Raw genomic sequence first — 24334 nt, 5'->3', positions numbered from 1 at the left:
AATTGTTAAAATGAACATAAAAAAGAAAGTTAATGGTAGTAGAAGCTGATAAGAAAGAATTGATTTGTTCGTTTTGTAGTAAAAAACAACATGAAGTAAAAAAACTGATAGCAGGTCCTGCAGTATTTATTTGTGATGAATGTATAGATTTATGTACAGATATTATGAAAGAAGAAAGTAAAGTTGCTTTAAAGCAAATTACTTCTTCAATTCCAACGCCGCAAAAAATATGTGGAATTCTAAATGATTATGTAGTTGGGCAAGATCAAGCGAAAAAGATTTTAGCAGTCGCGGTTTATAACCATTATAAGAGGCTTGAATATGTACAATCCGGCAATAATGACGTTGAGCTTAATAAGTCGAATATCTTACTGATTGGTCCTACCGGTTCAGGAAAAACTTTACTTGCTCAAACGCTTGCTAAAATTTTAGACGTACCTTTTACTATGGCGGATGCTACTTCTTTAACGGAAGCCGGGTATGTCGGTGAAGATGTTGAGAATATATTACTACGTTTATTGATAGCAGCTGAGTTTAATATAGCAAAAGCACAAAAAGGTATAATTTATATTGACGAGGTTGATAAAATTGCCCGTAAATCGGAGAATCCTTCTATTACACGGGATGTATCGGGTGAAGGAGTACAGCAGGCATTACTTAAAATTATGGAAGGAACAGTTGCTTCTGTGCCTCCTCAAGGTGGTAGGAAACACCCACAACAAGATTTCGTACAGTTAGATACTTCAAATATCTTATTTATTTGCGGTGGTGCTTTTATGGGGATTGATAGCATTATAACCTCAAGAACTGATCATAGTTCTATAGGCTTTGCAGCTAACGTAAATATAGATAAAGAGAAAAATAATAGTGAGATTCTTAAATCCCTAGAAATTGAGGATTTAACTAAATTCGGTTTAATCCCTGAATTTATCGGTAGATTACCCATCGTCACTACTTTAGATGAGTTAGATAACGAAGCTTTAATTACAATTTTAACTAAGCCTAAGAACGCCATAGTAAAGCAATATCAGAAACAATTTGAGCTTGATGATGCTGAGCTTGTAATTGACGATTCAGCCTTAGAAGCTATTGCCGAAAAAGCTCTAGCTAAAAAGACGGGAGCAAGAGGACTTCGTTCAATACTTGAGCATCTTTTGCTTGATAGTATGTATAAAGTTGCCGAGCTAAAAAAACAGCGTGTTACTATTACAAAAGAGGTAGTTAATGGCTTAGTCGAACCGGTAATGACCTCTCTCATTTCTACAAAATCAAACAAAAAACAACCGATTATTGAAGATATACCGGCGTAAATATTATTTCTTCTCTATGTAATTCCCGCGTAGGCGGGAATGACATAAACGAGCCTGCAACAAGACCTACGACTGCTCGTAATGATGGGTTGGTATCCACACAACAACGCCGGCTTGACCACGGGACAATACTAATTTAGTTATAGCGGTTTAAATACCATAAAAAAATAATACTCAAACTGATAAATGCCGGCCAGCCTAGGTAGAGAACCATAATTTAAATAATTTATAATATTTTCCGGTAGGGGAATTCGCTGTTTTAATGCTTCAAGTGCCATATTTCGTAGTTGAATTTGAATCCATACCACCGGAAGCCAACAACTACCGGCGATTATGTATCCGATATAAGTTAAGGTAAGCTATAAAGTAGTAAAACGAAGATTAGCTATAACTGTAGTGCGAGCTGTATATGCCGTTGCATTCAAATCACCGGTTTTATTTGCCCACCGCATAAAAAAAACCGCCATGAATACTAAAGTAAGTAATATTATTGGAATATTTTTAAATATTGGACCAAGCGGATCTAGCCACAATATTGGCTTAAGATATGTTAATAGTAGAGTATAAGCTAGTATTAATAAAATTTGTAAACTACATACCCTATTTATTTTATTTTTGATAATTAGTAGAATTCCAAGAATAATATCTGTAAAGCAGCTTACATATAATATGTAAGGTGCTATTTGTTTATCAAATCCTAGTGATATTATAATTTGCATACTAGCATCATAAGCAAAAATGCTTGAAATAATTCCTGTCATTATCCAAAATAGTCCTAAGACAATTTTTATTATAGGTTTTAAAAAATAAAGTCTAGCGTGTCATATGGATTGTACGGTTAAAGGTTCGGTTGCAAAACCTTGTTGCAAGTTTCTAGGGATTATAGAAGTAAAATCGATAAAATCTTTTTTATCAGCAATATTAGGTTGAAGTAACATATTATACGCAGTAGAATTAATGGGGCCTATTTTTAGAAAATCCCCTAATTTAGCTGCTATTTTTATGAATATTAAAGGAATTTTTATTAGTCTTCCAGGGTTGACTCCAAGCCATCTTCTAAATCCAAGCAAGATATCCTTCATGGTCACTATGTCTAGTCCAACTATTTTTAATAATGTGTGGATTTTTCCTTCCCTTTCTATACAGTGAATAATTACTTTCGTTAAATCATCAATATGAATAGGTTGAAATTGTTGTAAACCATCACCTATTAAAGGAATAAAATACGGTAATGTTGCAAGAGCCCTAAATGGCAAGGTACCACCATAACAACCGCTTGCGTAAACAAGAGACGGTTGTAAAATTACCCAGTCTATATTTTCTAATTTTTGTAAATATTCTTCAGCTGCTTTTTTAGTTAAAGCATAAGCAGTGTTTTTTTCATCATCTATTCCAAGAGCTGAAATATGAATAATTCTTTGTACGTTAGTAAGGGTGCAAGCCTTAAATACGGCCTTTGTGGACCATTAACATGAACATTGTCAATATTATTAGCATGACTAGACGTTAACACACCTGATACATTAATAACTATATCTATGTTATTTAATCTATTTATCCAGCTTTGTGGTGTTAGGTCTATATTAAAATCACAGTATATCACTTTTGCAGTAGGGAATTTTCCCTGGTCGATTCAACATCTCTAACACAGCATATTACTTTATAATTATTCTTTAATAATTCAGCTGTAATATATGATCCAATAAAGCCGTTAGCTCCTGTTACTAGTATTCTCATTATAATATAAACGATTCAGGTACTGACATTTTTTATATCATTAATCAGATCCTGTTGCAAATAGAAGATAAAAAAGGATATGTTATGTCCACAACTATTGTTTTTTTGGTTAAAAACTTCTATAACCTAATACTCTTCTCTCTTATTATAAACTGGGGTTGCTCGTGTGTGACTTTAATGTTATCTCATAATAAAATAATTAAAGATTATAAATGATTATATATAAAAGATTTGAATAAATATTAAGAAATGTTTATATTTTTTAATATTTATTTAATTGAAATTATGAGTAATAAACTAGAAGTAATAATAAAATATTATAATGATATATCAAATTTAGGCGTAAGATTATGGAAACTACAGCACTTGCTAGTTTTAATTTAGGTGAGGAAATATGGTTCTGTGATAAAAATTTTAAAGATCTACCGACACTAGATCAAAGTTTGATTTATACTCAATATTTAGAAACAATGTTAAGTAAAGTAGCTGCTACCGGAAAGTATCAAGATAATAATATTGATCATTCTCAATGGAGCAATTGTTTTGAAGAGCTAAATAATCGAGATCATTTTTTATGTATAAAGCTACAGAAGTTAATAGGAGTAGAAAACAAGAATATCATTGATGCTATGCTAGATGAATATAGGTGATATAAATTCATTAGAGTTTAGTACCCTAGTTACTAAAGTCCGAGTGTTTTTAAAAAATAATTTAGATCAATCTGAACACTTGATTAAAGCAGCCAAAGAAATCAATGCTATGGCATATCCTCTGACGAGATCTGACGAGAGAGTATTTTTTATATCGCTATATAGCTAAAGCAATATTACTTACAAACACTTTAAATGTGTCTTCCTCTTATGAAAACGGGTTTAATATAGTAAAAAAAGCTCATTTAAATTTTGCAAATTATCTTAATTCATTAGAGCGAAGTCTTACTAGAATAGAAAAAGCTACTGATAAGTATAATGAAGATCACAAAATTGCTTCTTGGTTAACTGAAAAATCAGCTTTAGTTAGTAATCATTCAGGTAAAATAGCAATTACTTATGTTTCTCTTATAGTTGGTATAATTGCTTTACGTTCATATGTAATTGACGAAAAGGATCCTTGGTATGAATTATGTGCTTTACCGACCACTAGCCTTGCGATGCTACAAATTTTATGCAAAATAAATTAATTAAATTTTTGCATGATAAAATTGTACCGGCTTTAATTGAGAATAAGAAATTTACAGCTGAAGAAATTAAACCATATTTTTAGTTACTATATAAACATTCCAAAAAAGATAAGAATACGTAAATAAAACTTCAGGCAATATATAATAAACTTACCAATCAAGATATAGATTTTAACAATATTAAATCAGACATTAGTACCTATCATGGATGGAAGAGTACTGCTATATGTTCGGCAATAGCCACACTGATTTTGGATTATATCTGTTTTTATTTTCGTAATCCAGCATTAGAATTTTATGAAGATCCAATGTTTTATGCATCAACTTCTGTTAAATTCATGCATCTTGCTTCTTTATTAGTATTAATATATTGCGGCAATAAAGTTATAGAAAATATCACCAGCAAAAAATTGACTAATGATGTGTTTTTTCAAAAGTTTTACTATAATGATGTGGCAAGATTGACCGTAGCAATAGTACCTTTAATAATGTTTGAGTCTATTAAAGATTTAAAATTCTTAAGTCTTGCAACTTTAATAGATGTTTTAACAACTGCTATATCGGATTTAAATGTCGGCAAGGCAATTAGTAGTGCAGGCAAGAATATTGCCGAGAAAATCACTACTACCCTTACTTGGCTTAATAAGGTTGCCTCAGGCACAAACGATGATTGATATTGATCCTACAGAAGAAGTACCATGCTTAGGTTTTGTGGACACTGCTAATTGATTTGCTATTTTGCAGCAAAAAATAGCCAAAATTAAGTCTTTTTAGAAATGTCCACAAAACCTAGATTAAGGTTGTAAAATTTACGTTATTTAATGTGCTCTTCCCATTTCAAATATAATTGAATATTCAGAATTAAGTGTTGCATGTATTAAAAAATGCGAGGTGATATAGGACTGCACTTCGCTATGCATAAAAGCTTGGTACATTACATTATCAATCTCTAAAGTAAAGTTTTTGCTATATTCAAGAAGTTTTTGAGCAGCTTTTAAGTGTATCAAATAACCTGTAGTTGTATTAAAGTAACCACCATGACCTATCTTCTTTAAATACGGATTATTGTAAATATTATAAAATATTTTGTTTTTAGAATGTGACAAGGACAAATAAATTAAATCCCAGTCGGTAGGTAAATGCTTAAGCATTGTTAAAAATTTATTATGGAAATCGTCATTTAGTATAGCATCATCTTCTATTATTAGAGAGCATAAGGTATATTGTCTTTAACCATTTTAAGCCGAATTTCTCTATGGCTACAATAACAACCGAGTTCACCTGCTATTAAAGTATGATTTAATATTTTGCTATCGGAATAATAATTTATATTTTCCGAAGGACAAAGTACAGTATAACCGTTATCAAGGGATATAAAGAGTAGGGTTATTTTTTACATCTAAGCCGGTAAATCTTTTTCCCCTTGCATCTGTTATCGATAAATTATAACCGTCTACTACACTAAACCTTTCATAGAATAAATTATTATTGTCGAATTGTTTACTAATATTGTTATATCTATCAGAAAAATTTAAATATCTTTTTCTTCAAGTGGAGCAGAACCTATTTGATAAGTTTTTAAAAATATAAAAAACAATGATAAACAAATAATTATAATTGATATTATAAAAATAGTTTTTAATTTGTCACATTATAGGTTATTTAATAAAGGTAATTATTTTCTGAATTCGGTATAATCTTATTATTATATATCTTATAATATTTTTCATCATCTTTATCAACAGAAATAATATAATTATATAAATCTTCTTCTGAATAATCTTTAGCAAATATTACTAAATTAGGGTTTACATCTTTTATATAACTTTTATCTGCATAATATTTAGGTACTGCTCCTGCTAAATAAGCTTGAAAAGGTTTTTCAGTAACATACCCCTCATATGTTTTATTTTCAAAAGCAATAACAAATTTACATTTAGATAACCATGCACGAGTTTTTTCTTTTGGTATAATTGTAGATTCAGTATTTAAATATTTACCGACGCTTACTACTTTTTTATACAGCGACAATTTATGAAAAAATCGATTTCTTGCTATGCAGCCGTCGTTTTCAGGATCTTCTATACCATTAGAGACTAAGAAACAAGCAAAATATGTTTTGTTCGGATTATATTTTGAGTGTTTATATTCAGTACTGACGTCATTAGTACAATACATATAATAAAAGGTATTCTTATATAATTTGGATGATCTATATAATCAAAACCTATAGATATATAATAATTTTCTAGCTTTGGTCTAACAGATTCACCGGCAAAAAATATCTTTATACTATCTTTATTACTAATAGTTCTTTGACCAAAAACACTATCAATAATAAGGTCATAATTGTTATGATCTATAACAATTGTTCGTCCGTTTTCTTCAATGATTTCTTTTATCATCGGTGGCTTCTCTATTGTAAAGCCCGGTCGCATATTAATAAAGCTCACTCTTATAGCATGTTTGTTTTCTTTTTTAGGAGCTTTAATTTTATATGCTTACACATAGTAACAATATGGCTATACAAATTATGGAAAGTTTTTTTAACATTTAAATTACCTATTAAAAATTTATTTATAATTTTTCTGCTATTTGTGGTGAATTTTCTGCTTCCACTTCAATAATCTCAGATTTAGAGGAAACGATTTGATAACGCTCTAAGGTAGCCGGCATGGCTTTATTCCCTGAATCAATACCGAGTTTTTGAATATTCTTTACTCTTGACATAAAATTACGATTAAATGAGGCAGCAAATTTATCGTAATTAGTAACCATATTATGCAGATTATTACCGATCTTTTGAGAATAATCTGCCATAGTACCGATGGAGCTTAATAGCTTTCTCACTTCTTCAATGATTAACTTATAATTTTCTGAGCGGCGATGATCGGTAATTTGAAATTTTGCAAATGATAGCATATTCATAAGTCCGCTAGGTCCTACCGGAAAGATATTACAGCCCCAAGCTTTTTGTAAAAATTCAGGGTCGGCTGCAATAACTTTCTCAACCGCTTGTTCAGTCGGCAAAAACATTAAAGTAATAACATTGTTAAAGCTCTGATCCTTTTTGTTTAGATTAGTTAAAATATTTGCGGCATAGTCTTTATTCGCTAAAGATTTTAAATGGTAATTCATAGTTTTATTAAGACTCATGTTATTATCTTGCTCGTCTACAAGAAACTTTGAAGCTTTAGAATCAATAACCATTAAATTACCGGAAGGAAGAAAAATGAGCGCATCAGGTCTTAGCTTGCCGCTATCTGATATAGTTAGACCGTATTGCATAATGAAATCTAAATTAGGACGTAAGCCCGAAGATTTTAAGATATTCTCAAGGGTAATCTCAGCAAGTAGCCCCGCCCCGATCGGAGAAAGCAGAGACTGTTTTATCAAATCAACCGTACCTTTTGATTGCTCTATATCTTTATTTAATGCTCCCACCATCGTAATTAACCGCTCAAACTCACTATTAAATTTTCCTGAAGCAGTAGCGATATTTTTCTCGGCTAGCTCTCTTGCCGCCGTGTTTTCCATTTTATGTATCGCTATTAATTGCTTAGACAAATCTTGACCTAAATCAAATAACGCAGCTTTAGCCGATGAAAATGACTCTTCTCTTATTTTTTCTGAATCCTTAATAGTCTGTTCTTGATATTCTATTTTACACTTCAATTGCTCAATTTTCTGTAAATATCCTATCTTTTCTTGATTTAATAATTGGTTGTTATTGCTAATTTCTAGATTCTGCTCTGATAAAAATTGTAGCTGTGTCCTTAAGGTTTTAGTTTTTACATAAAACCAAATTATTAGTGCTAATAAAATAAGTAGTGTAGTTATAATAGTTAGTAATAAATAAGGCATAGAATGAAGCAAAGTTTAATGTTAAATAATACTAAAGTACCGCATAATTTGCACTAATTATTTTGGCATTGCCTAGAAAAGGTTGATATAGTCATTGCGAGTTACTGCAGGTGTTGTTGCATGGCTCGTTTTATGTCATGGCTGCGCAGGTTGTGTTGTGTGGACCGAAAAACCCGTTTGGTGTTATGCCGTGGCTTGACCACGATATCCAAAAAAACAACTTAAAATACTAAAATTTTAATGTTTTAAACTGGATCCCGCGATCAAGTCGTGGGATGACAATTAGGAAACTGGTCCACGCAACAAAGCACTCCCGCTTTCGTGGGAATGAGATCGGAAGGCTAGACTATAAAACAACTTTTTCTAGGCAATGCTCAATTTCAATACTACAAATAAGACTATCTCGTTACTGATATCGAAATAGTCTTGACCATTTCGATATTAGCCTATTATATTTTTATAAACTTATAGAAATATTATAATGGATAGGTTATATAAAAAGCAAGTTGAAGAATATCTAACAAATTAGGGTAAGCTTGTATTTATAATTATAAGCGGAGCAAGGCAAGTAGGAAAAACTACAATATCAAAACAAGTAATTAAGCCTAATCCTAATTCAATTTACCTAAATTGGGATTATCTCTAGAAGATAGAAATAAAATCTTAAACAAACACACCGAACTTTTTAAAAATCTACTTTCTACTATATCCTATAAGAAACCGTGCTTAATATTAGATGAAATTCATAAATATAAAGATTGGAAAAATCTTGTAAAAGGATTTTATGATAAATTCGGAGAAAATATTGAATTTATTATAACAGGTAGTGCCAAATTAAATATATATAAAAAAGGCAGTGATAGCCTAATGCCTAATGGAACGTTATATAAGTTTAACCGTGCATCCGTTATCGGTATCTGAAATAGCTAAAAATTTTGATAATGACATTGATTATATAAAAAGCCCAAAAAATATCACTATAGATGAATTTGAAGCTTTAATAAATTTTGGAGGATTTGCGGAAAGTTATTTAAAAGCAACTGCTAAATTTCATAGAATATGGAGTAATCAAAGATTCGAGCAATTATTTAGAGAAGATGTAAGAAATACTGAAGATATCAACAATATTTATGCGTTAGAATTACTTGCTAGCATTATAAATGAGCAAGCAGGCTCATTAATAAGCTATACAAACCTTGCTAACAAAGTTAGAGTTTCAGACCAAACAATAAGAAGATGGTTCTCTTTGCTAGAAAAGCATTATTATTGTTTTGCTATCAAACCTTGGTCTAAAAATGTTGTAAAAAGTTTGATAAAAGAGCCCCAAATTTACCTTTGGGATTGGTCGCAAATAAAAGATATAGGAGCAAGATTTGAAAATCTTATAGCTTCTCACCTTTTAAAAGTCGTATATTTTTTCGAATGAAACAGGGCTTGGTGATTTTGGTTTATACTATCTTCGTGATAAACAAAAACGTGAAGTCGATTTAGTAATAACAAAAGATAACCAACCGTGGATTTTAGTGGAAGCAAAAGTAAGTGACTCAACCGTTTCTTCAAGCTTAAAATATTTTCATGAATTACTTAAACCTGAGTTTAGTTTTCAAGTAATTCAAAATAAACAAGCTATTTTGGCCTCTTGCTTTGATAAACCGGGTTTATGGATAGTACCGGCTATTACTTTCTTATCTCAACTTGTTTGATATGAATTTTTGCACAAAAGGTAATCTAGGCAAATGTAAATCATATGACTATTTCGTTGCTTATATCGAAATAGTCATTACCAATTCGACATTTAATTATAAGCTGTATCCTTGCACATACCACTAAATGTAGCTGAATTGACTATATTCACTTTATCTTCTAGCGGTCCGAGTGGCTGAGCCGGTTTTAACAATTCCGGCGTTAATATAAATTTAGTTTTTTTCTCGATATTCGATAAAAAAGGTAAATGTAAGCTATGAGGGCTGTATATTATTGCATATTTATCCCATTCTAGATATTGTCTATTCAAATTCTCTTTATATTCAGATGGACCATATACTTCTATACTACCAAATTTATATTTTTTTAAAGGATATAGCTCATAATCATAAAAAAAATCATTTGGATATTTATTACGCATACTTTGATTAAAATGAACAAATTTATCATTTTCTTTATGAAATACGAAAATATCTAAGCATCTTTCCCCGCAAATTACATAAATTTTATTATGTTTAACACGATATCCTAATTGTTCAAATTGCGGTAATATTTGTTGCAAACGTATTTCGTCTTCATGCATAATGCTGATATCTAAATCATCGTCAAAAGGAATTATGCCTTGATGTCTAACGGCTCCAAGCAGAGTGCCGCCGTCTATCCAATAGTTAATATTATTCTTACCAAGTAGCTCATGAGTGTCTTTCATTAACTGATAAAGGGCAATAGCTTTTTTCTCACTAATCCTGTATTTTTTTACTTGTTCATTACTTAAGGTGACATATCGCCAGTCATGTTCTAATATATAAGCATAACACAATATACCGACGAAAATAGTAAGAATTAAGCGTAAAATATTTTTAAAGGATAATATCGACTTTAATTTTATCACCTTGAACCTTAAATTACATTTTCCCTGCTGATATAATATTTTTTTAATCTATATAAAACAACCGGTTATGATTTTTTTATCTCAATTTGTTTAAAAGCTTATTCTATCCTCTAAAGGACTAAAAGGCTGAGCCGGTTTTAACAATTCCGGCGTTAATATAAATTTAGTTTTTTTCTCGATATTCGATAAAAAAGGTAAATGTAAGCTATGGGACTGCTCTATCACTGCATACTTATCCCATTCTGGATATTGCCTATTTAGATTTCCTATAGGATCAGCGGGACCGTAAACCTCTATACTACCGAATTTATATTTTTTTAAAGGATATAATTCATTATCATAAAATGAACTCTTCGGATACTTATTTCGAGCCGCTAAATTAGTATATATAAATTTGTTTTGTTCTTTATGAAAAATGAAAATATCTAAACAAGCTTTTTTGCATATATTATAAGCTCTCTCATAGGAAACAGTATAACCGAGTTGCTCAAATTGCGGTAATATTTGTTGCAGAAATATTTCGTCTTCATGCATAATACCGATATCTAAATCATCGTCAAAAGGAATTATGCCTTGATGTCTAACGGCTCCAAGCAGAGTGCCGCCGTCTATCCAATAGTTAATATTATTCTTACCAAGTAGCTCATGAGTGTCTTTCATTAACTGATAAAGGGCAATAGCTTTTTTCTCACTAATCCTGTATTTTTTTACTTGTTCATCACTTAAGGTGACATATCGCCAGTCATGTTCTAATATATAAGCATAAAAAAATATCCCGGCAAATATAATTAATATTAAACCTATAATATTTTTAAAGAATAATATTGACTTTAATTTTATCATCTTTCATCTCAAATTGTATTTCTTCTGCCGATGTGACGTTTTTTAAATCTTCTGCTAATTCTGCAGATAATACTATGCCGCTAACTTCAAGCAATTTTATTGGAGCTTTTATAGATAGATTCTTCTCAGCTTTGAATTTTCTGACGATATCTAGTATTTCAAGCAGCCCTTCTGCTCTTTTTGCATCGATTTCATAATTTAAGTCACTGTAATTAACCCAGCTACCTTTAACATGAATGGAATTTTTACTATATAATATTTGGTATAATTCTTCGGTAATATGTGGCATGAAAGGTGCAAATAGTTTCAGTAACGTTTGCATAACATGATATAAAGTTAATATGCTACTATATTGTCCTTGTGGATTTTTGTTTTCCTCATCATAGCTTCTTGTTTTGCTTATTTCTAAATAATTATCACAAAATACCACCCAAAAAAATTTTTCCGTCAGATGCATAGCATTTGCATATTCGTAGTTTTGTAACTCATTTGTAGTTAGCTTAACTAATTCCACTAGCTTATTAACCATCCACTTATCAAACTCGTTAGTGATTTTTTCTTTAATATCGAGCAAACTCGCTTTTTTATCTTCACCTTTCAGTTTATCAAAATGTATAGAAACAAATTTAGCGGCATTCCATAGCTTGTTAACAAGCCTTTTGCCGTTTTTCATAACGTCTTCAGAATAGGCGGTATCAGCACCTAGCTTTGAATTTGCCGACCAATAACGTATCACATCGGAACCATATTGTTCTAGCAGTTTTTCAGGAACTAAAACATTGCCCTTAGATTTTGACATTTTACTTCGATCTTCAGTTAAACACCAACCGCTTACCATGATGTTTTCCCACGGTAAAGTATTTTGGTGTAAATGAGCTTTTAAAATAGTATAGAACGCCCAAGTTCTGATAATTTCATGTGCTTGAGGTCTTAAATCCATCGGAAATAATTTATCGTGCCTATCTTTATTAACAGCGGAATCGTCAGAAATCCCATGAGTAGAAAGTTGAGGCGAAACGGAACTTGTTGCCCAAGTATCCATTACGTCATAATCAGGTTCTACTTCCTCTTTACTATAACCCATAGGTAAATCTTTTAACGGATCGATAGGTAGCTGCGTAACATCGGCATATAAGATTTTTCCTTCCTCACCTACTCTTTTAGAGTACCAAACAGGGAAAGGCACACCAAAATAACGCTGCCTACTTATACACCAATCCCAACTAATGGCATTAATCCAATTCTCTAAACGAATCTTCATATTTTTAGGATGCCAATTTAACTCATTTGCTCTTTTAAGCAATTCTTCTTTATGTGATATAGTTTTAACGAACCATTGCGGTACAGTTAGTATCTCAAGAGGAGCACCTGACCTCTCGGCACATTTAACGGTATGAGTGATGTCTTCTTGTTTAATAAGCAACTCTTGTTCTTTTAAAATATCTATTATTTTTGTTCGAGCTTCTTTAATTTTCAATCCATCTATAGAAGTTTCATGTTGGAAGTCTATTGTACCTTTTTTAGTGATAATAGTTTTTAAAGGTAGATTATGCGTCTTCCACCAAGTAATATCCGTTTGATCACCAAACGTACAGCACATTACCAGCCCCGTACCTTTATCTTGTTGTACTAAAGGGTCAGCAAGCAGTGGAACTTTCTCATTAAAAAGTGGGGTTATAGCTGATTTACCTGCTAGATGCTTATAACGTCCATCGTCAGGGTGATAAAATACGGCTACGCAAGCCGGTAATAACTCAGGTCTGGTAGTGGCTATAGTAAGCGGGTCTCCTTGTTCGGTTTTAAACGTAATATAATTCATGAAAGAGGTTTTTTCCTTATCCTCAATATCGGCTTGGGCAAGAGCTGTACCATCTACCGTATCCCATAAAATCGGTTGATTAGCACGATAAATTTCCTCTTTTTGTACTAAATCAAGAAAAGACATTTGTGATATTTTTCGTGATAACGGACTAATAGTTTGGTACTCTAAACTCCAATCAACCGATAAAGCTATTTGGTTAAATAGACTTCTAAACTTTTCTTCTTCACGTTCTACTACCTCTTCGCAAATTTTTATAAATTCAGATCGATCCATATTATAAGCTTTGATCTGTTTCTGCTTTTCAACAAGTCTCTCGGTCGGTAGCCCGTTATCGTCAAAACCCATAGGATAAAAGATGTTTTTACTCATCATACGCTGAAAACGTACAATAAAGTCGGTTTGCGTATAGCTATAAACATGACCAATATGTAACTGTCCTGAAACTGTCGGAGGCGGAGTATCGATTACATAGGTTTCTTCTTTTGCAACGTTTGGATTATAAGCATAAATTTGTTTCTCTTGCCAAATTTGCTGCCACTTTTTTTCATTTTCGGTAAAATTATAATTTTTTGGAAATTCTTTCATAGATTTTGTAGTTGATTCAAGAATATTATTATAAAGGTTATATGTGATTATGACAATAGATGCTTTTCTTTGGAAGGATATGGATATTTAGGATTTGTGCAAGTGGTGCTTGCATGATTAATTACTTATTTACAATTGAGCGAACAAAAGTTTCTTGAAGACCTGTAATTTTGGCAATAACAGGAATTTTAAAGCCCTGACTGAACATTTCCTTCGCTATAATTACTGCCTTATTATGTTCGTCCTCAGCTTTGCCTATCTCAATACCCTGTCCCCTTCCTTCATCTCTATATGTATCAGCGATAGTTTTCATAATAGTATCCTTATCTTGCGGTAATAGATGTGTATCCAATACTTCTACTAATTCCGGTTGTTTTTGTTTTGATAATTTTGCGTCATAAGAACAATCTTAGGTAAATATAACCTTTTTCTTTATCCAATATGTATAATATGCTTAAATTCTGTTAAAAACTTCTCCCATAGTTTTATCATATCCTGCATATGGATATGCTGCATCATATATTCTAGCATACCTAAATGTTTTTTCTTGACGATTTCATCATCTGTCATAGCTTGCAAATCTACTAATTGATAATCTTCCGCCATTAATTTCTTTGCCATCACACTATCAGTAAATAAACTCCACAGATTTCTTGGAGCATTATAAATTTACCGTTGTAAATAACTAAATTATAAACTAGCAGTAATTTATCCTTTCCTTGCTTATGTCTTTCACATAATATATAGTGTATAACTGCAAAGTCGTCCAATAATCAATTGTTGATTGGGCCTCTACTAATACATAAATAAATGCTTCTTCTTTATTATTGGTGCTAATTTTATATGTTATATTACTATATTTCTTATTTGAAGATTCCTCAATGTAGCTTTCTTGCTCTACCGTTATTTTTGATAAATCTACTAAACTCTTAAAATCATCGGGTAAATAATATTCCAAAAATTCTTATGCTGCTAACGGGTCGTTCATTATTATTTTTACTATATGTTTTAATTTTTTAGCCATAAAAATCTAGTAGCTTTATTTCGTGGCGTATTTTATCTTAAATTATCTATAATATCCATATTTATTTAAATTTAAAGTTTAATATGATAATTTTAGACAAACTTTTACTTACTTTAAAATTAATGCGTGCAGATAAGCTGGTAGCTTATTTGCTGGTTTTTTTTCCTGCTTTATTTGGGTTACTGCTTGCAAACCCTTCAAGAATGGAGTTAATACATTTATTACCGTTATTTATTTTAGGTAGTATAACAGCTAGAAGTAGCGGGTGTATTATTAACGATATATATGATAGAAAATTTGATAAGCATGTCGCAAGGACTAAGGAGCGACCTTTAGCTAGCAAGGCTTTATCTGTTTCTTATGCTATTTTGATACTCTTTATTCTTAGCGTTATCTCACTTTGTATTTTGCTACTTTTAAACAAAACAGCCATATATACAGGTTTTTTTGCGGTAATAATGATTAGCCTATACCCGTTAATGAAACGTATTACTTATTTCCCGCAAATCTTTTTGGGATTTACCTTTAAGATAGGGACCTTAATAGCTTATGCAGCAGTTCAGGATACACTTGATATAGCAGCGATTATTATGTATTTAGCATGCTGTTTTTGGGCCATCGGTTATGATACGATTTACGGATATATGGATATAAAAGATGATAAGAAAATAGGAGTGAAATCGTTAAGTATATATTTAGAGAACAAGCATTCTAAGCTTTGGCTTTATATATGTTATATAGGTTTTATATTGTTATTTATTCTAGCAACAAAAATGGCTAACCATAATATCGACTATTTACCTATTTTAGCTGCTTTAATTTTACTGATATTGCAAGTAGCAACTCTTGATATTGAAAATCCTGCCAATTGTATGACAAGATTCAGAGCTAATAATTATATCGGATTAGTTTTGAGTATGGTGTTTTATTAAATTCTTTTCCTAATAACAGTCTTGTTAGGGATTAGATAATGTTCTTGATGTCATTCGTGCTTTCGCAGGAATGACATTGACCTTTGCAACAACTCCTCTAACAGCCCATAAAGTTACCATCGATATTGCGGTTATATAAATCGCAATTGATAAAGAGTTGCCGGTTACATACCATAGCATTAGGCAGATTGACGGAGTAAGATGTCCGATTAATGAAGCACCTATACTACTGCCGATACCAACTAACATATATTTATCGGTATTTTTAAATAAATCATTTAGCCAGCAGTTCAAAGGTGCCAAGAACCCGACACCGAGTATTATAATCCAAATACGTACAAAATTAACATACCATATAGATGAATTATTCAAGTAGAGCCATAAAGGAATTATGCTTAAACTCATTAAAATAAGAGTACCGTTTAGTATTTTAAGGTAATGTAGCTTTTTTGTTAGATGCCCTATTATCGGAATCATAATCATATCAAAAATCAGAAACTCAGTATTAAATTTTATCATTATTTCGAGTGATATATCAGTGATAAGTGGAATAAAACTATTCATAAAGACGAAAGGCACTATATAAGTCATATATGAGAAACCTATGGCAAAACTAATGCGTAAGATACTTAGTTTACAGTTCCAAATTGTAGTTAAGTCTTGTAATAGTGATGATACTACGTCATTGCGAGGAGAGGACCTGGGTGTCATACCGTGGCTTGACCACAGTATCCAAAAATTACGTAAAGTAATTTTATCTTTTTTATTGGATCCCGCGGTCAAGCTGTGGGATGACAATGAGGGTTTTACTACAATATCCTCGCTCTTTCTTAAAAAATAACCTATCAGTGCTGTAAGCCCGCCAAATATGAAACATAAACGCCAATATGTATTGTACTCTACATTTAAAACTATAGTACTGATAAATGAAGCAAGAATAATACCGACCATAGTAGATGTTTGATAAAGGTAAGAAGCTTTAAACGCTTTTTTTTCTTCTTTATTCTCTAAAATAAATAATTTAGCAATGGCACATTCACCCTCGGAATATACTCCTTGCAACGTTCTAAGTAACACTAATAATAGCGGTGCAAGCCAGCCTATTTGAGCATGTGAAGGTATTAAACCGATTAGGCTAGTTGTTAAAGCAACGCCGATTAAAGAGTAAGATAAAGCAAAAACACCGCCGTATTTTTTAGCAATTACGCCAAAAAAATAAGAGCCTATGGGACGTGTCAATAAAGACGTAGCAAGAACACTATAGGTAAGTATTAAAGCAACGACTTTATCATGATTCGGAAAAAAAATACCAGCAAGTAGCGGAGCAAGAAACCCATAAAGTGCAGTATCGAAATGATCCATCGCATTACCGATTAGGATCGAAAAATCCCTTTTACTTAATGAATTATTCATATATTAATAATTTAAAATTTATAATGGATTATACTCAATGAACTTGGAACATTGGTGACAATGTCTTTGTAAGTCCTCGGATGCTGAACGTTTAATATACGCTCCGCTCCTCGGCTTACAGACCGATTACTCTTTCCCAAGTTGATCTTCGTATAACAGCTCTTCATTTTGTAGGAGTATATAAGTATGTAATCTTCCTTGTAAATATTTTTTTAAGAGATATGATTATAAAGTTATAGCTTAAAGTAATTGTAATGAATGAATAATTTGAAACAAGGAAAGTTTATTACATTTGAGGGAGGGGAAGGGATAGGCAAATCTACTCAATCTCAAATGCTCTATGAATATTTACAATCTCAAAATACTTCCGTTATTTTAACTCGTGAAGTTGGTGGTACTATTGTAGCCGAAAAAATGCGTGAAATTCTAGTACATGAAGAATTACTACCCATGTCCGAGCTATTACAAGCTATAGCAGCACGTTATGATCATATGGCACGGAAGATTATACCAGCTCTACAAGAGGGACATATTGTAATATGTGATAGGTTTATTGACTCAACTGCATGTTATCAAGGATTAGAGCTAGAAAACGGTATAGATTTAGTTTATAATCTGCACAAAACTTTAATGCCTTCTCTTATGCCTGATATTACGTTTTTTATTGACGTAGAGCCAGATACTGCTATTAAGAGAGTCAATTCACGAAATATGAGCAATAAATTTGACATAAGAGGTATAGATTTTTATAAAAAAATCTATGATTGCTTTAAAGAATTAAGTAATAGATTTCCTGAGAGAATAAAAACAATTAAAGCTTCAGATTTAAGTCCACTTGAGGTACATGAGTTAATAAAAAAGCATTTATGAACAATACTTACTACATTACTACCCCTATATATTACGTTAACGATGTTCCCCATATCGGTCATGCTTATACTAGCGTTGCAAGTGACGTAATCGCTCGTTTCATGCGACTTCGAGGTTTCGATGTAATGTTTTTAACAGGTACTGACGAACATGGGCAAAAAGTAGAAAAAGCAGCTATTAATAAAAATATTGACCCACAAAAATTTACCGATCAAACATCCGAGAGTTTTCGTCATCTGATGACTGCTATGCATATTTCCAATGATGATTTTATCAGAACAACGGAACACAGGCATAAAGAAGCTGTAGCTGTTTTTTGGCAGAAATTACTAGATAATGGCACTATTTATGAAGGTTTTTATGAAGGGTGGTATGCAGTGCGAGATGAGGCTTTTTTTGATGAGTCGGAACTTACGAGTGACGGTTTAACACCGACGGGTGCTCCAGTTGAATGGGTTAAAGAGCCTAGCTATTTCTTTAATCTTTCAAAATGGCAGGATAAATTGCTTGAGTTTTATGAAGCAAACCCTGATTTTATCAGACCTATATCAAGGCGTAACGAAGTAATTAGCTTTGTTAAATCTGGTTTAAAAGATTTATCGGTATCGCGTACTACTTTTAACTGGGGAATAAAAGTGTCAAATAATGAAAAACATGTAATTTATGTTTGGCTTGATGCACTAGCTAATTATATTTCAGCACTCGGTTATCCTGATGAACAAAGTAATTACGGTAAGTTTTGGCCGGCTGATTTACATGTAGTCGGTAAAGATATCTTGCGTTTTCATGCCGTCTATTGGCCTGCTTTCTTAATGGCTGCAGAAGTTCCGCTGCCGAAAACAATTATGGCTCATGGTTGGTGGACGAATGAGAGGCAGAAAATCTCTAAATCTCTTGGTAATACCATTGATCCGATTAAGTTAATTGATGAATTCGGTGTTGATCAAGTTAGGTATTTTCTGATGCGTGAAGTAACTTTTGGTACGGACGGCAATTTTGCTCGTAGTAATTTAATTACCCGTATTAATAGCGAGTTGTCAAACAAAATAGGTAATTTATTACAGCGTACTACATCTTTTGTTTATAAGAATAATGACGCCAAAGTGCCTTTGCTTACGCAAGGTGTTATAGATAAAATATATGAGCTACCGATTTTAAAAACCGCAAGTAAATTTGTCGAGCAGAATATTTTATTGATGGACAAAACAGAGATTAATAAAATTCTTGAAAATATTATTAATTTGGCCGAAGAGGCAAATATCTATATTGATAGCGAAGCACCCTGGAATTTGAAAAAAACCGATCCAGATAAAACGTTAGAAGTGTTATACGCTTTACTAGAAGTTTTACGCTATATTGCGATAATGCTTCTGCCTTTTATACCGAGTTCAGCAAATAAAATGCTTGATCAGTTAGGGGTAAATAAAGAAGAACGTCTATTTAAGCATTTAATACGTGATTATACTTTAACAGCGGGTAGCAATATTTTAGAACCTACCATAATATTTCCAAAATTTGAATAGTGTGTCATACCGTGGCGAGACCGCAGTATGACACACCTACTAAGAGTATAATATGTTAATAGATTCACATTGTCATCTTAATTTACGTAGTAACTTATCATCCCGCGATGCGATAGCTGGATCTAGTGAGGGTATTAAAATAACTAATATTAGTTGTTTTCTAGATACCTTAGTCAAGCCATGGTATGACGCAGTGCTTTTAGATTCTGTTATTCAAAGAGCATTAGAAAATAATGTACAGTATATGCAAACTATCTGCACTAAAATTGAAGATTTACCTGTTATTTTAGAGATAGCTGAAAAATATGAAAATGTTTTTGCGAGTGTTGGGGTGCATCCGTGTGAAGTGAATTCTTTTATTAGTCATTGCGAAGCACTGCAAGTGCTGTGGCAATCTCAGGAAGCTTGGACAAGATTGCTACGTCAAGACTACGTCTTTCCGAACTCAGATGCTGAGGCAATTATTATGCTAACCCAGCATCCGAAAATTATCGGAATCGGTGAAACGGGGCTTGATTATTATCATCAGCCTTACGATCAAAAATTACAAAAAGATTCGTTTGTAGCACATATACATGCGGCGTCTAGTACACGCCTGCCTGTTATTGTTCATACAAGAGAAGCAGACGAAGATACTATTGACATTTTAACCTCAGAAATGCGTAACAGCAAATTTCCAGGTTTAATACATTGCTTTACCTCTTCAAAAAATCTAGCGGCAAAAATGCTAGATATCGGTTTATATATTTCAATGTCAGGGATTATAACTTTCAAGAATGCTACTGATTTACAAGAAATAGTCAAATATATACCGCTTGATAGGTTATTAATAGAAACCGACACTCCTTACTTAGCTCCTACGCCTATGCGAGGCAAACAAAACGAACCGGCATTTGTTAGGTATGTCGCTGAAAAAGTTGCCGAACTCAAAAATATAACATCAAAAGAAGTAGCAAATGTTACTACTCATAACTTCAAAACATTATTTTCTAAATTTGAAAAATATATAAATAATACTTTATAAAAACATCAAGTTTGATAGTTTAAAGTTGAAATTTTTAAAATAATATGTATATTTTATAGTAATTGGTTTTTTAAAAGCACATGAAGATCAGAAATTTACCTCTTATGGCATAGCTGAATGACTTGTAGAAAATTACATTGACGAAGCAAGACTCAAAGCAAATGCAAGTACAAATAAGAGATTGTTAGAAGCAAAGACTCAAGAAGAAAAAGATAAGGAGATTATAGGAATTGATGCAGGTGAAATTAGCAGTAGTAAGCTTTCTACTGAACTAAGACAAGAACCTAATATTAGAATAGAGCTAAAACCTAAGCTAAAGTTTTATTATTCGCAAAACCCTGATTACTATGTCAATAATGAACAAGCCACAGAATCTGAAATAAATGCAAATAAAGAAGATAAAATAACCGCAGTGCAAGTATGTGATGCACTTACATTATATCTTCAAAACAAATTGAAGATTCATAATATACCTATTAAGCATAATTTTTCTTCAAATAAACAAGCAACTAAAGGTAATAATAAATGGTTACACCCAGATTGGGTAGGTATGGAAGTTCTTAATGAAAAGTGGAGTTCACTAATTAAAGATTGTGCTAAATATTATGCAGGAAAACAAGCAAGGCTTTGGTCTTTTGAAGCAAAAAAAATTATCAATCGTAGTAATTTACGAGAATCTTTTTTTTAGGCTTTATCAAATTCCTCATGGGCACATTATGGTTATTTAGTTGCTGCTGATTTAATTGAAAGTAGATAAAATGATACTAGGCATGAACTTGAAATGCTTGTACTGTACTAGGCATGGTATAGGATTTATTTTAGTAGATATAGAAAATCCTGAAGATAGTAAAATATCAATTCCTGCTAGAGAAAGACCGGAAATAGATTGGAATATGGCTAATAGGTTAGCAGAAGAGAATAAAGATTTTGAAAATTATATAAATAATATTGATACATTCTATAAAAAACAGAAAGTAAATGAATAGTACTTGGTTTAATATTAATGACCACGTAAATAAAATTCCTAAGCAAAATAAGAAGAAAAAATAAACATATTTAACCAGTATTATCACGCATTTATAAAAAAAAATTTAAATCGTGAATCCTAAAATTAATGTACTGAGTTTTAGTGTTAAACTAAATTTATATTAATTATTTTTAAATTTGTGGATAAATTATGATTAACTGTGATTTAAGTACTAAGTTATACATATATATATTAGAGGGGCTTAGAGCACAAATTGCTCCAATGCATTTAGGTATAAACATTCTAAAAGAAGCATATGAACATGAGTCGTTAGAAGATAACGGTTTTGCAAGAATTATTCATGCTTATTTAACGCTTTGTGAACGCATGACTAGAAAATATGAAAAACCCGAATTTAATATCCTTGAAGCAATTATTGATGATAAAACCTATAACATTAATGAAAAAGTTATACTAAAAAAGTCTTTTTGTGAACTAAGGCATTTTCAGAAAAAAAAAGAATTACCTCAATTATTAATAGTAGCACCCATGGCGGGACATCACGCTACTTTCAGTCGCTCGTAATGACGGGGTGGTATCCACGCAACAATGCCTTGTTGGAATGATATCGTAGCCATACAACAAGATCATAATTAGAGGAGAAGTGTGGTAATCTAATATTCAACTCTTATTAGTTTTTTGAATTTCTTGTTGTTGCTGTTGTTTGTATTCTTCCGCTTTTTCTTCTATGTAATTAAAAAAGAAATAAGTAAAAGTTAAAAAACCGGCCAAAATAATACCAAATGTTATTAGTATTGCTTTAAGTTGCTTTCGTGAGTCTTCTGCTTTTAACCTTTTCTCTTCTTCATCTATGTCTTCATCATTTTTGACTTCAGATGTTGTTATTTGTTCTTCTGTAGTATTTTCCATGTTGTAACTCAACTAAAATGAACCGCTTTATTACTAAGTTGTTCCTATAACTTACAGATTTTTGAAGTTTATAAGATTAGCTATATTTGAATGATGAGGTTTAAACTCATAAAAATAGGATATATAAGCAATAACGCTATGTCAATAGTCTTGAATATTAGCTGTGTTCAAACCAAGGTTATACATATTATTATAATTTGAGTCTTCTAACATTGAAGTATTTAAAATATCGGAGTAAGCAGCTGATAATATAGCATCATCAAAAGTGATATTAGGCTGTCCTATATAGTCTTGAATAAAATTGTTAACAGTAGATTCAAAGCTTGTATATTTTTAGGATATGAATAAATAAGCTGTGTACATTCTGTATTTCCTAATTTACTTCCAATCAATATTAATAACATAGAGTTATATTCATCTTGGGGGTTACGATTAATTATTTCGTAAGTTTTAGCAAGAATATAACAAGCTTCGTTATTGCCCTTCATAGTTTCTAATTTTATTTCTTCAGAAGATAAAATCTTATTTAGAAAAGCTTTTTCATATATTTCATAATTCGGTGATGAATCAGATTTTCCGTTAAAAAGAGCAGTAAATAGGATTTTAGCTTTCTCTAGATCATTCATTTTTTGCTCTATTATATTCCGGTGTTTTACCTGTAATAAGGAATGCCAAGTACCAAGATCGTTCCAAGCAAAATCGGCTTTTATCATGACCATTCCCGAAATATATGCCATTATGGCATTGTCTATAGAAATTGCTGCAATTTCATTATAAGCCTCATTGTCTATTGCCAAACTATTCTCATTTTTTACGGCAGTATTAAATGCTTTTTCTGCAATACAGAATAAATCAGGTTGAAGGTTCATTGCTAAGTTTAAGAAGAAGTTAACATCGTATACACAAATTCCTGAATTCCAAAAATATTCATTACTTTGAAAATGTTTGTTTGCTTGCTCTAATATAGGTTTTTCAATGAAATGATCAACTAGATAAACATTTTCTGCAATTGATAATCCTGTGTTTATATAGCAATAGAATACCTATAGTGCAAATGCTGAATTCATTAACATAATGTAAAGCTTTATTTATAGTATTAAGATAATTTATATCATCCGCTATATGATGGTCTGAAGGTAGTAACACTACAATATCAAATCCTTGTGCTTTAGCCGATAATGCCGTAATAATGGCACAAACGGCAGTATTTTTTTTTGTAAAGGCTCGGTAATTAATGCTATTTCTACATCTATTCTTGCTGTTTGTTCTTTAGTGATTGCTTCATATTTGGGGGAAGTAATTATTTCGGTTTAATGTTTGCTGAAGTAAAGTTAGATCACTTAATATTTTTTTAGACTGTTTCGGTTTATCCTTAGATGACAAAGGCCATAGTCTTTTACCGTTTTACCTCCTGCCATAATCACCGGCTTTATTAGACTCCTTGCATAACCTCCTTCTAAAGGTAATTTGTATACCTTTGATACTTCAAGATTTGGTACGTTAAATTTCGGGATTTGTCTGTGCTCACGTATTTTTATACGCTGTGTAGGCTCACCACTTATTTGACTTCCAACTTTTGAAGCATCTGCGATATACGTCGATCCAATACTCGCATTCTCACGTACCTTTTTGTACACTGCAGTGCTGTGTTTCGTGTCTCCTTCAAACTCCTCTTTATAAGATATGTTATGCAAGTAGTCTACCTTCATATATT

32 protein-coding genes and 2 pseudogenes are annotated in these 24334 nt (G+C 31.7%); 15 read left to right on the top strand and 19 right to left on the bottom strand.

Going from position 1 to position 24334, the window contains the following annotated elements; all coding sequences use genetic code 11:
* The first annotated feature begins 32 nt into the window (after positions 1-32).
* Complete coding sequence (gene clpX / locus AB4K15_RS04755) at positions 33-1310, top strand: ATP-dependent Clp protease ATP-binding subunit ClpX (RefSeq protein ID WP_032073522.1); 1278 nt, start codon at positions 33-35, stop codon at positions 1308-1310.
* A gap of 140 nt (positions 1311-1450) precedes the next feature.
* Here clpX and AB4K15_RS04750 read toward each other — a convergent pair whose 3' ends face one another.
* The 4 genes from AB4K15_RS04750 to AB4K15_RS04735 all read right to left on the bottom strand — a co-directional run bounded on the left by AB4K15_RS04750 (position 1451) and on the right by AB4K15_RS04735 (position 3047).
* On the bottom strand, positions 1451-1618 hold the full coding sequence (locus AB4K15_RS04750; RefSeq protein ID WP_500225113.1) for a hypothetical protein: 168 nt from the start codon (positions 1616-1618) through the stop codon (positions 1451-1453).
* Between the two features lie 51 nt (positions 1619-1669).
* The gene (locus tag AB4K15_RS04745) at positions 1670-2071 is read right to left on the bottom strand and encodes a DoxX-like family protein (RefSeq protein WP_500225111.1); all 402 of its coding nucleotides are present in this window, start codon (positions 2069-2071) and stop codon (positions 1670-1672) included.
* 60 nt (positions 2072-2131) lie between these two features.
* Positions 2132-2716, bottom strand: a complete 585-nt coding sequence (locus AB4K15_RS04740; RefSeq protein WP_500225198.1) for a Rossmann-fold NAD(P)-binding domain-containing protein — start codon at positions 2714-2716, stop codon at positions 2132-2134.
* Positions 2717-2909: 193 nt separating this feature from the next.
* Complete coding sequence (locus tag AB4K15_RS04735; RefSeq protein WP_500225108.1) at positions 2910-3047, bottom strand: NAD-dependent epimerase/dehydratase family protein; 138 nt, start codon at positions 3045-3047, stop codon at positions 2910-2912.
* Between the two features lie 350 nt (positions 3048-3397).
* Between AB4K15_RS04735 and AB4K15_RS04730 the strand changes: the two genes are divergently transcribed.
* From AB4K15_RS04730 to AB4K15_RS04720, 3 genes are all read left to right on the top strand, one after another.
* The gene (locus tag AB4K15_RS04730) at positions 3398-3697 is read left to right on the top strand and encodes a hypothetical protein (RefSeq protein ID WP_500225106.1); all 300 of its coding nucleotides are present in this window, start codon (positions 3398-3400) and stop codon (positions 3695-3697) included.
* Between the two features lie 197 nt (positions 3698-3894).
* A complete protein-coding gene (locus AB4K15_RS04725) occupies positions 3895-4227 on the top strand; it encodes a hypothetical protein (RefSeq protein ID WP_500225103.1) in 333 nt (110 codons plus the stop codon).
* Positions 4228-4535: 308 nt separating this feature from the next.
* Entirely contained in the window at positions 4536-4901 is a 366-nt protein-coding gene (locus tag AB4K15_RS04720) for a hypothetical protein (RefSeq protein WP_500225101.1), read from the top strand.
* A 144-nt stretch (positions 4902-5045) separates the two neighbouring features.
* On the opposite strand, the gene AB4K15_RS04715 is transcribed toward AB4K15_RS04720, so the two are convergent.
* The 5 genes from AB4K15_RS04715 to AB4K15_RS04695 all read right to left on the bottom strand — a co-directional run bounded on the left by AB4K15_RS04715 (position 5046) and on the right by AB4K15_RS04695 (position 8091).
* Positions 5046-5378: a glycosyltransferase family 25 protein gene (locus AB4K15_RS04715; protein WP_500225099.1), complete on the bottom strand. Its 333-nt coding sequence runs from the start codon at positions 5376-5378 to the stop codon at positions 5046-5048.
* Positions 5379-5431: 53 nt separating this feature from the next.
* Positions 5432-5515, bottom strand: a complete 84-nt coding sequence (locus AB4K15_RS04710; RefSeq protein WP_500225196.1) for a hypothetical protein — start codon at positions 5513-5515, stop codon at positions 5432-5434.
* A 374-nt stretch (positions 5516-5889) separates the two neighbouring features.
* Positions 5890-6405 (bottom strand): glycosyltransferase family 10 domain-containing protein, encoded by a 516-nt coding sequence (locus tag AB4K15_RS04705; protein ID WP_500225095.1) that lies wholly within the window; start codon positions 6403-6405, stop codon positions 5890-5892.
* The gene (locus tag AB4K15_RS04700; RefSeq protein WP_500225722.1) at positions 6324-6680 is read right to left on the bottom strand and encodes an alpha-1,3-fucosyltransferase; all 357 of its coding nucleotides are present in this window, start codon (positions 6678-6680) and stop codon (positions 6324-6326) included. The genes AB4K15_RS04705 and AB4K15_RS04700 overlap by 82 nt, the downstream gene beginning before the upstream one ends.
* Before the next feature lie 124 nt (positions 6681-6804).
* On the bottom strand, positions 6805-8091 hold the full coding sequence (locus AB4K15_RS04695) for a DNA recombination protein RmuC (protein WP_032073520.1): 1287 nt from the start codon (positions 8089-8091) through the stop codon (positions 6805-6807).
* A gap of 544 nt (positions 8092-8635) precedes the next feature.
* On the opposite strand from AB4K15_RS04695, the gene AB4K15_RS04690 reads away from it, so the two are divergent.
* The 4 genes from AB4K15_RS04690 to AB4K15_RS04675 are packed head-to-tail and all read left to right on the top strand — an operon-like array spanning position 8636 to position 9794.
* Positions 8636-8737 carry an AAA family ATPase gene (locus AB4K15_RS04690; protein ID WP_500225193.1) on the top strand — a complete coding sequence of 34 codons (102 nt, stop codon included), beginning with the start codon at positions 8636-8638 and terminating at the stop codon, positions 8735-8737.
* Entirely contained in the window at positions 8722-9012 is a 291-nt protein-coding gene (locus AB4K15_RS04685) for an AAA family ATPase (RefSeq protein WP_500225089.1), read from the top strand. Before AB4K15_RS04690 ends, AB4K15_RS04685 begins: the two co-directional genes overlap by 16 nt.
* A complete protein-coding gene (locus AB4K15_RS04680) occupies positions 8966-9517 on the top strand; it encodes a DUF8612 domain-containing protein (protein WP_500225086.1) in 552 nt (183 codons plus the stop codon). Before AB4K15_RS04685 ends, AB4K15_RS04680 begins: the two co-directional genes overlap by 47 nt.
* Positions 9504-9794, top strand: a complete 291-nt coding sequence (locus AB4K15_RS04675; RefSeq protein WP_500225191.1) for a DUF4143 domain-containing protein — start codon at positions 9504-9506, stop codon at positions 9792-9794. Before AB4K15_RS04680 ends, AB4K15_RS04675 begins: the two co-directional genes overlap by 14 nt.
* A 92-nt stretch (positions 9795-9886) precedes the next feature.
* On the opposite strand, the gene AB4K15_RS04670 is transcribed toward AB4K15_RS04675, so the two are convergent.
* From AB4K15_RS04670 to AB4K15_RS04645, 6 genes are all read right to left on the bottom strand, one after another.
* On the bottom strand, positions 9887-10687 hold the full coding sequence (locus AB4K15_RS04670) for a LicD family protein (RefSeq protein ID WP_032073518.1): 801 nt from the start codon (positions 10685-10687) through the stop codon (positions 9887-9889).
* A gap of 90 nt (positions 10688-10777) precedes the next feature.
* On the bottom strand, positions 10778-11530 hold the full coding sequence (locus AB4K15_RS04665) for a LicD family protein (RefSeq protein WP_032073517.1): 753 nt from the start codon (positions 11528-11530) through the stop codon (positions 10778-10780).
* On the bottom strand, positions 11499-13937 hold the full coding sequence (locus tag AB4K15_RS04660) for a valine--tRNA ligase (protein ID WP_032073516.1): 2439 nt from the start codon (positions 13935-13937) through the stop codon (positions 11499-11501). The genes AB4K15_RS04665 and AB4K15_RS04660 overlap by 32 nt, the downstream gene beginning before the upstream one ends.
* A gap of 121 nt (positions 13938-14058) precedes the next feature.
* Positions 14059-14289, bottom strand: a complete 231-nt coding sequence (locus tag AB4K15_RS04655; protein ID WP_500225083.1) for a hypothetical protein — start codon at positions 14287-14289, stop codon at positions 14059-14061.
* A gap of 80 nt (positions 14290-14369) precedes the next feature.
* Complete coding sequence (locus AB4K15_RS04650) at positions 14370-14558, bottom strand: Rpn family recombination-promoting nuclease/putative transposase (protein ID WP_500225189.1); 189 nt, start codon at positions 14556-14558, stop codon at positions 14370-14372.
* 76 nt (positions 14559-14634) lie between these two features.
* Positions 14635-14895, bottom strand: a complete 261-nt coding sequence (locus AB4K15_RS04645) for an Rpn family recombination-promoting nuclease/putative transposase (RefSeq protein WP_500225081.1) — start codon at positions 14893-14895, stop codon at positions 14635-14637.
* Between the two features lie 149 nt (positions 14896-15044).
* Between AB4K15_RS04645 and ubiA the strand changes: the two genes are divergently transcribed.
* Positions 15045-15893: a 4-hydroxybenzoate octaprenyltransferase gene (gene ubiA, locus AB4K15_RS04640; RefSeq protein ID WP_032073515.1), complete on the top strand. Its 849-nt coding sequence runs from the start codon at positions 15045-15047 to the stop codon at positions 15891-15893.
* Positions 15894-15917: 24 nt separating this feature from the next.
* Here the strand turns inward: ubiA and AB4K15_RS04635 are convergent, their stop codons facing one another.
* A complete protein-coding gene (locus AB4K15_RS04635) occupies positions 15918-17306 on the bottom strand; it encodes an MFS transporter (protein WP_032073514.1) in 1389 nt (462 codons plus the stop codon).
* Between the two features lie 258 nt (positions 17307-17564).
* On the opposite strand from AB4K15_RS04635, the gene tmk reads away from it, so the two are divergent.
* From tmk to AB4K15_RS04605, 6 genes and pseudogenes are all read left to right on the top strand, one after another.
* The gene (gene tmk / locus AB4K15_RS04630; protein WP_032073513.1) at positions 17565-18176 is read left to right on the top strand and encodes a dTMP kinase; all 612 of its coding nucleotides are present in this window, start codon (positions 17565-17567) and stop codon (positions 18174-18176) included.
* The gene (metG, locus tag AB4K15_RS04625) at positions 18173-19699 is read left to right on the top strand and encodes a methionine--tRNA ligase (RefSeq protein ID WP_032073512.1); all 1527 of its coding nucleotides are present in this window, start codon (positions 18173-18175) and stop codon (positions 19697-19699) included. Before tmk ends, metG begins: the two co-directional genes overlap by 4 nt.
* A 52-nt stretch (positions 19700-19751) precedes the next feature.
* The gene (locus AB4K15_RS04620) at positions 19752-20723 is read left to right on the top strand and encodes a TatD family hydrolase (protein ID WP_032073511.1); all 972 of its coding nucleotides are present in this window, start codon (positions 19752-19754) and stop codon (positions 20721-20723) included.
* Positions 20724-20904: 181 nt separating this feature from the next.
* A complete protein-coding gene (locus AB4K15_RS04615) occupies positions 20905-21411 on the top strand; it encodes a hypothetical protein (protein WP_500225074.1) in 507 nt (168 codons plus the stop codon).
* Between the two features lie 82 nt (positions 21412-21493).
* The gene (locus AB4K15_RS04610) at positions 21494-21709 is read left to right on the top strand and encodes a hypothetical protein (protein ID WP_500225720.1); all 216 of its coding nucleotides are present in this window, start codon (positions 21494-21496) and stop codon (positions 21707-21709) included.
* Between the two features lie 191 nt (positions 21710-21900).
* Positions 21901-22272, top strand: a pseudogene (locus tag AB4K15_RS04605) (polyhydroxyalkanoate depolymerase); the annotation flags it as partial.
* 99 nt (positions 22273-22371) lie between these two features.
* Here AB4K15_RS04605 and AB4K15_RS04600 read toward each other — a convergent pair.
* The 3 genes and pseudogenes from AB4K15_RS04600 to AB4K15_RS04590 form a co-directional block, all read right to left on the bottom strand.
* A complete protein-coding gene (locus tag AB4K15_RS04600; protein WP_032073509.1) occupies positions 22372-22620 on the bottom strand; it encodes an RP671a family tick cell line-upregulated protein in 249 nt (82 codons plus the stop codon).
* A gap of 281 nt (positions 22621-22901) precedes the next feature.
* Positions 22902-23630, bottom strand: coding sequence for a sugar phosphate nucleotidyltransferase (locus tag AB4K15_RS04595; RefSeq protein WP_500225187.1), 729 nt, complete (start codon positions 23628-23630; stop codon positions 22902-22904).
* Positions 23605-24329 (bottom strand): annotated as a pseudogene (locus tag AB4K15_RS04590) (palindromic element RPE1 domain-containing protein). The gene AB4K15_RS04595 and the pseudogene AB4K15_RS04590 overlap by 26 nt, the downstream one beginning before the upstream one ends.
* Positions 24330-24334 lie beyond the last annotated feature (5 nt).

It is taken from the genome of Rickettsia aeschlimannii (genome assembly GCF_047973405.1).
Taxonomy (GTDB): domain Bacteria; phylum Pseudomonadota; class Alphaproteobacteria; order Rickettsiales; family Rickettsiaceae; genus Rickettsia; species Rickettsia rickettsii.
This window is presented reverse-complemented; position numbering and strand designations above follow the sequence as displayed.

Bases quoted from the DNA above. Each gene is read 5' to 3' on its own strand.
- clpX (WP_032073522.1), top strand. From the start codon at position 33: ATGGTAGTAGAAGCTGATAAGAAAGAATTGATTTGTTCGTTTTGTAGT.
- AB4K15_RS04745 (WP_500225111.1), bottom strand. From the start codon at position 2,071: ATGACAGGAATTATTTCAAGCATTTTTGCTTATGATGCTAGTATGCAA.
- AB4K15_RS04735 (WP_500225108.1), bottom strand. From the start codon at position 3,047: ATGAGAATACTAGTAACAGGAGCTAACGGCTTTATTGGATCATATATT.
- AB4K15_RS04730 (WP_500225106.1), top strand. From the start codon at position 3,398: ATGGAAACTACAGCACTTGCTAGTTTTAATTTAGGTGAGGAAATATGG.
- AB4K15_RS04720 (WP_500225101.1), top strand. From the start codon at position 4,536: ATGTTTTATGCATCAACTTCTGTTAAATTCATGCATCTTGCTTCTTTA.
- AB4K15_RS04715 (WP_500225099.1), bottom strand. From the start codon at position 5,378: ATGCTTAAGCATTTACCTACCGACTGGGATTTAATTTATTTGTCCTTG.
- AB4K15_RS04705 (WP_500225095.1), bottom strand. From the start codon at position 6,405: ATGTATTGTACTAATGACGTCAGTACTGAATATAAACACTCAAAATAT.
- AB4K15_RS04695 (WP_032073520.1), bottom strand. From the start codon at position 8,091: ATGCCTTATTTATTACTAACTATTATAACTACACTACTTATTTTATTA.
- AB4K15_RS04680 (WP_500225086.1), top strand. From the start codon at position 8,966: ATGGAACGTTATATAAGTTTAACCGTGCATCCGTTATCGGTATCTGAA.
- AB4K15_RS04665 (WP_032073517.1), bottom strand. From the start codon at position 11,530: ATGATAAAATTAAAGTCAATATTATTCTTTAAAAATATTATAGGTTTA.
- AB4K15_RS04660 (WP_032073516.1), bottom strand. From the start codon at position 13,937: ATGAAAGAATTTCCAAAAAATTATAATTTTACCGAAAATGAAAAAAAG.
- AB4K15_RS04650 (WP_500225189.1), bottom strand. From the start codon at position 14,558: ATGGCAAAGAAATTAATGGCGGAAGATTATCAATTAGTAGATTTGCAA.
- ubiA (WP_032073515.1), top strand. From the start codon at position 15,045: ATGATAATTTTAGACAAACTTTTACTTACTTTAAAATTAATGCGTGCA.
- AB4K15_RS04635 (WP_032073514.1), bottom strand. From the start codon at position 17,306: ATGAATAATTCATTAAGTAAAAGGGATTTTTCGATCCTAATCGGTAAT.
- tmk (WP_032073513.1), top strand. From the start codon at position 17,565: ATGAATAATTTGAAACAAGGAAAGTTTATTACATTTGAGGGAGGGGAA.
- metG (WP_032073512.1), top strand. From the start codon at position 18,173: ATGAACAATACTTACTACATTACTACCCCTATATATTACGTTAACGAT.
- AB4K15_RS04620 (WP_032073511.1), top strand. From the start codon at position 19,752: ATGTTAATAGATTCACATTGTCATCTTAATTTACGTAGTAACTTATCA.
- AB4K15_RS04610 (WP_500225720.1), top strand. From the start codon at position 21,494: ATGAACTTGAAATGCTTGTACTGTACTAGGCATGGTATAGGATTTATT.
- AB4K15_RS04600 (WP_032073509.1), bottom strand. From the start codon at position 22,620: ATGGAAAATACTACAGAAGAACAAATAACAACATCTGAAGTCAAAAAT.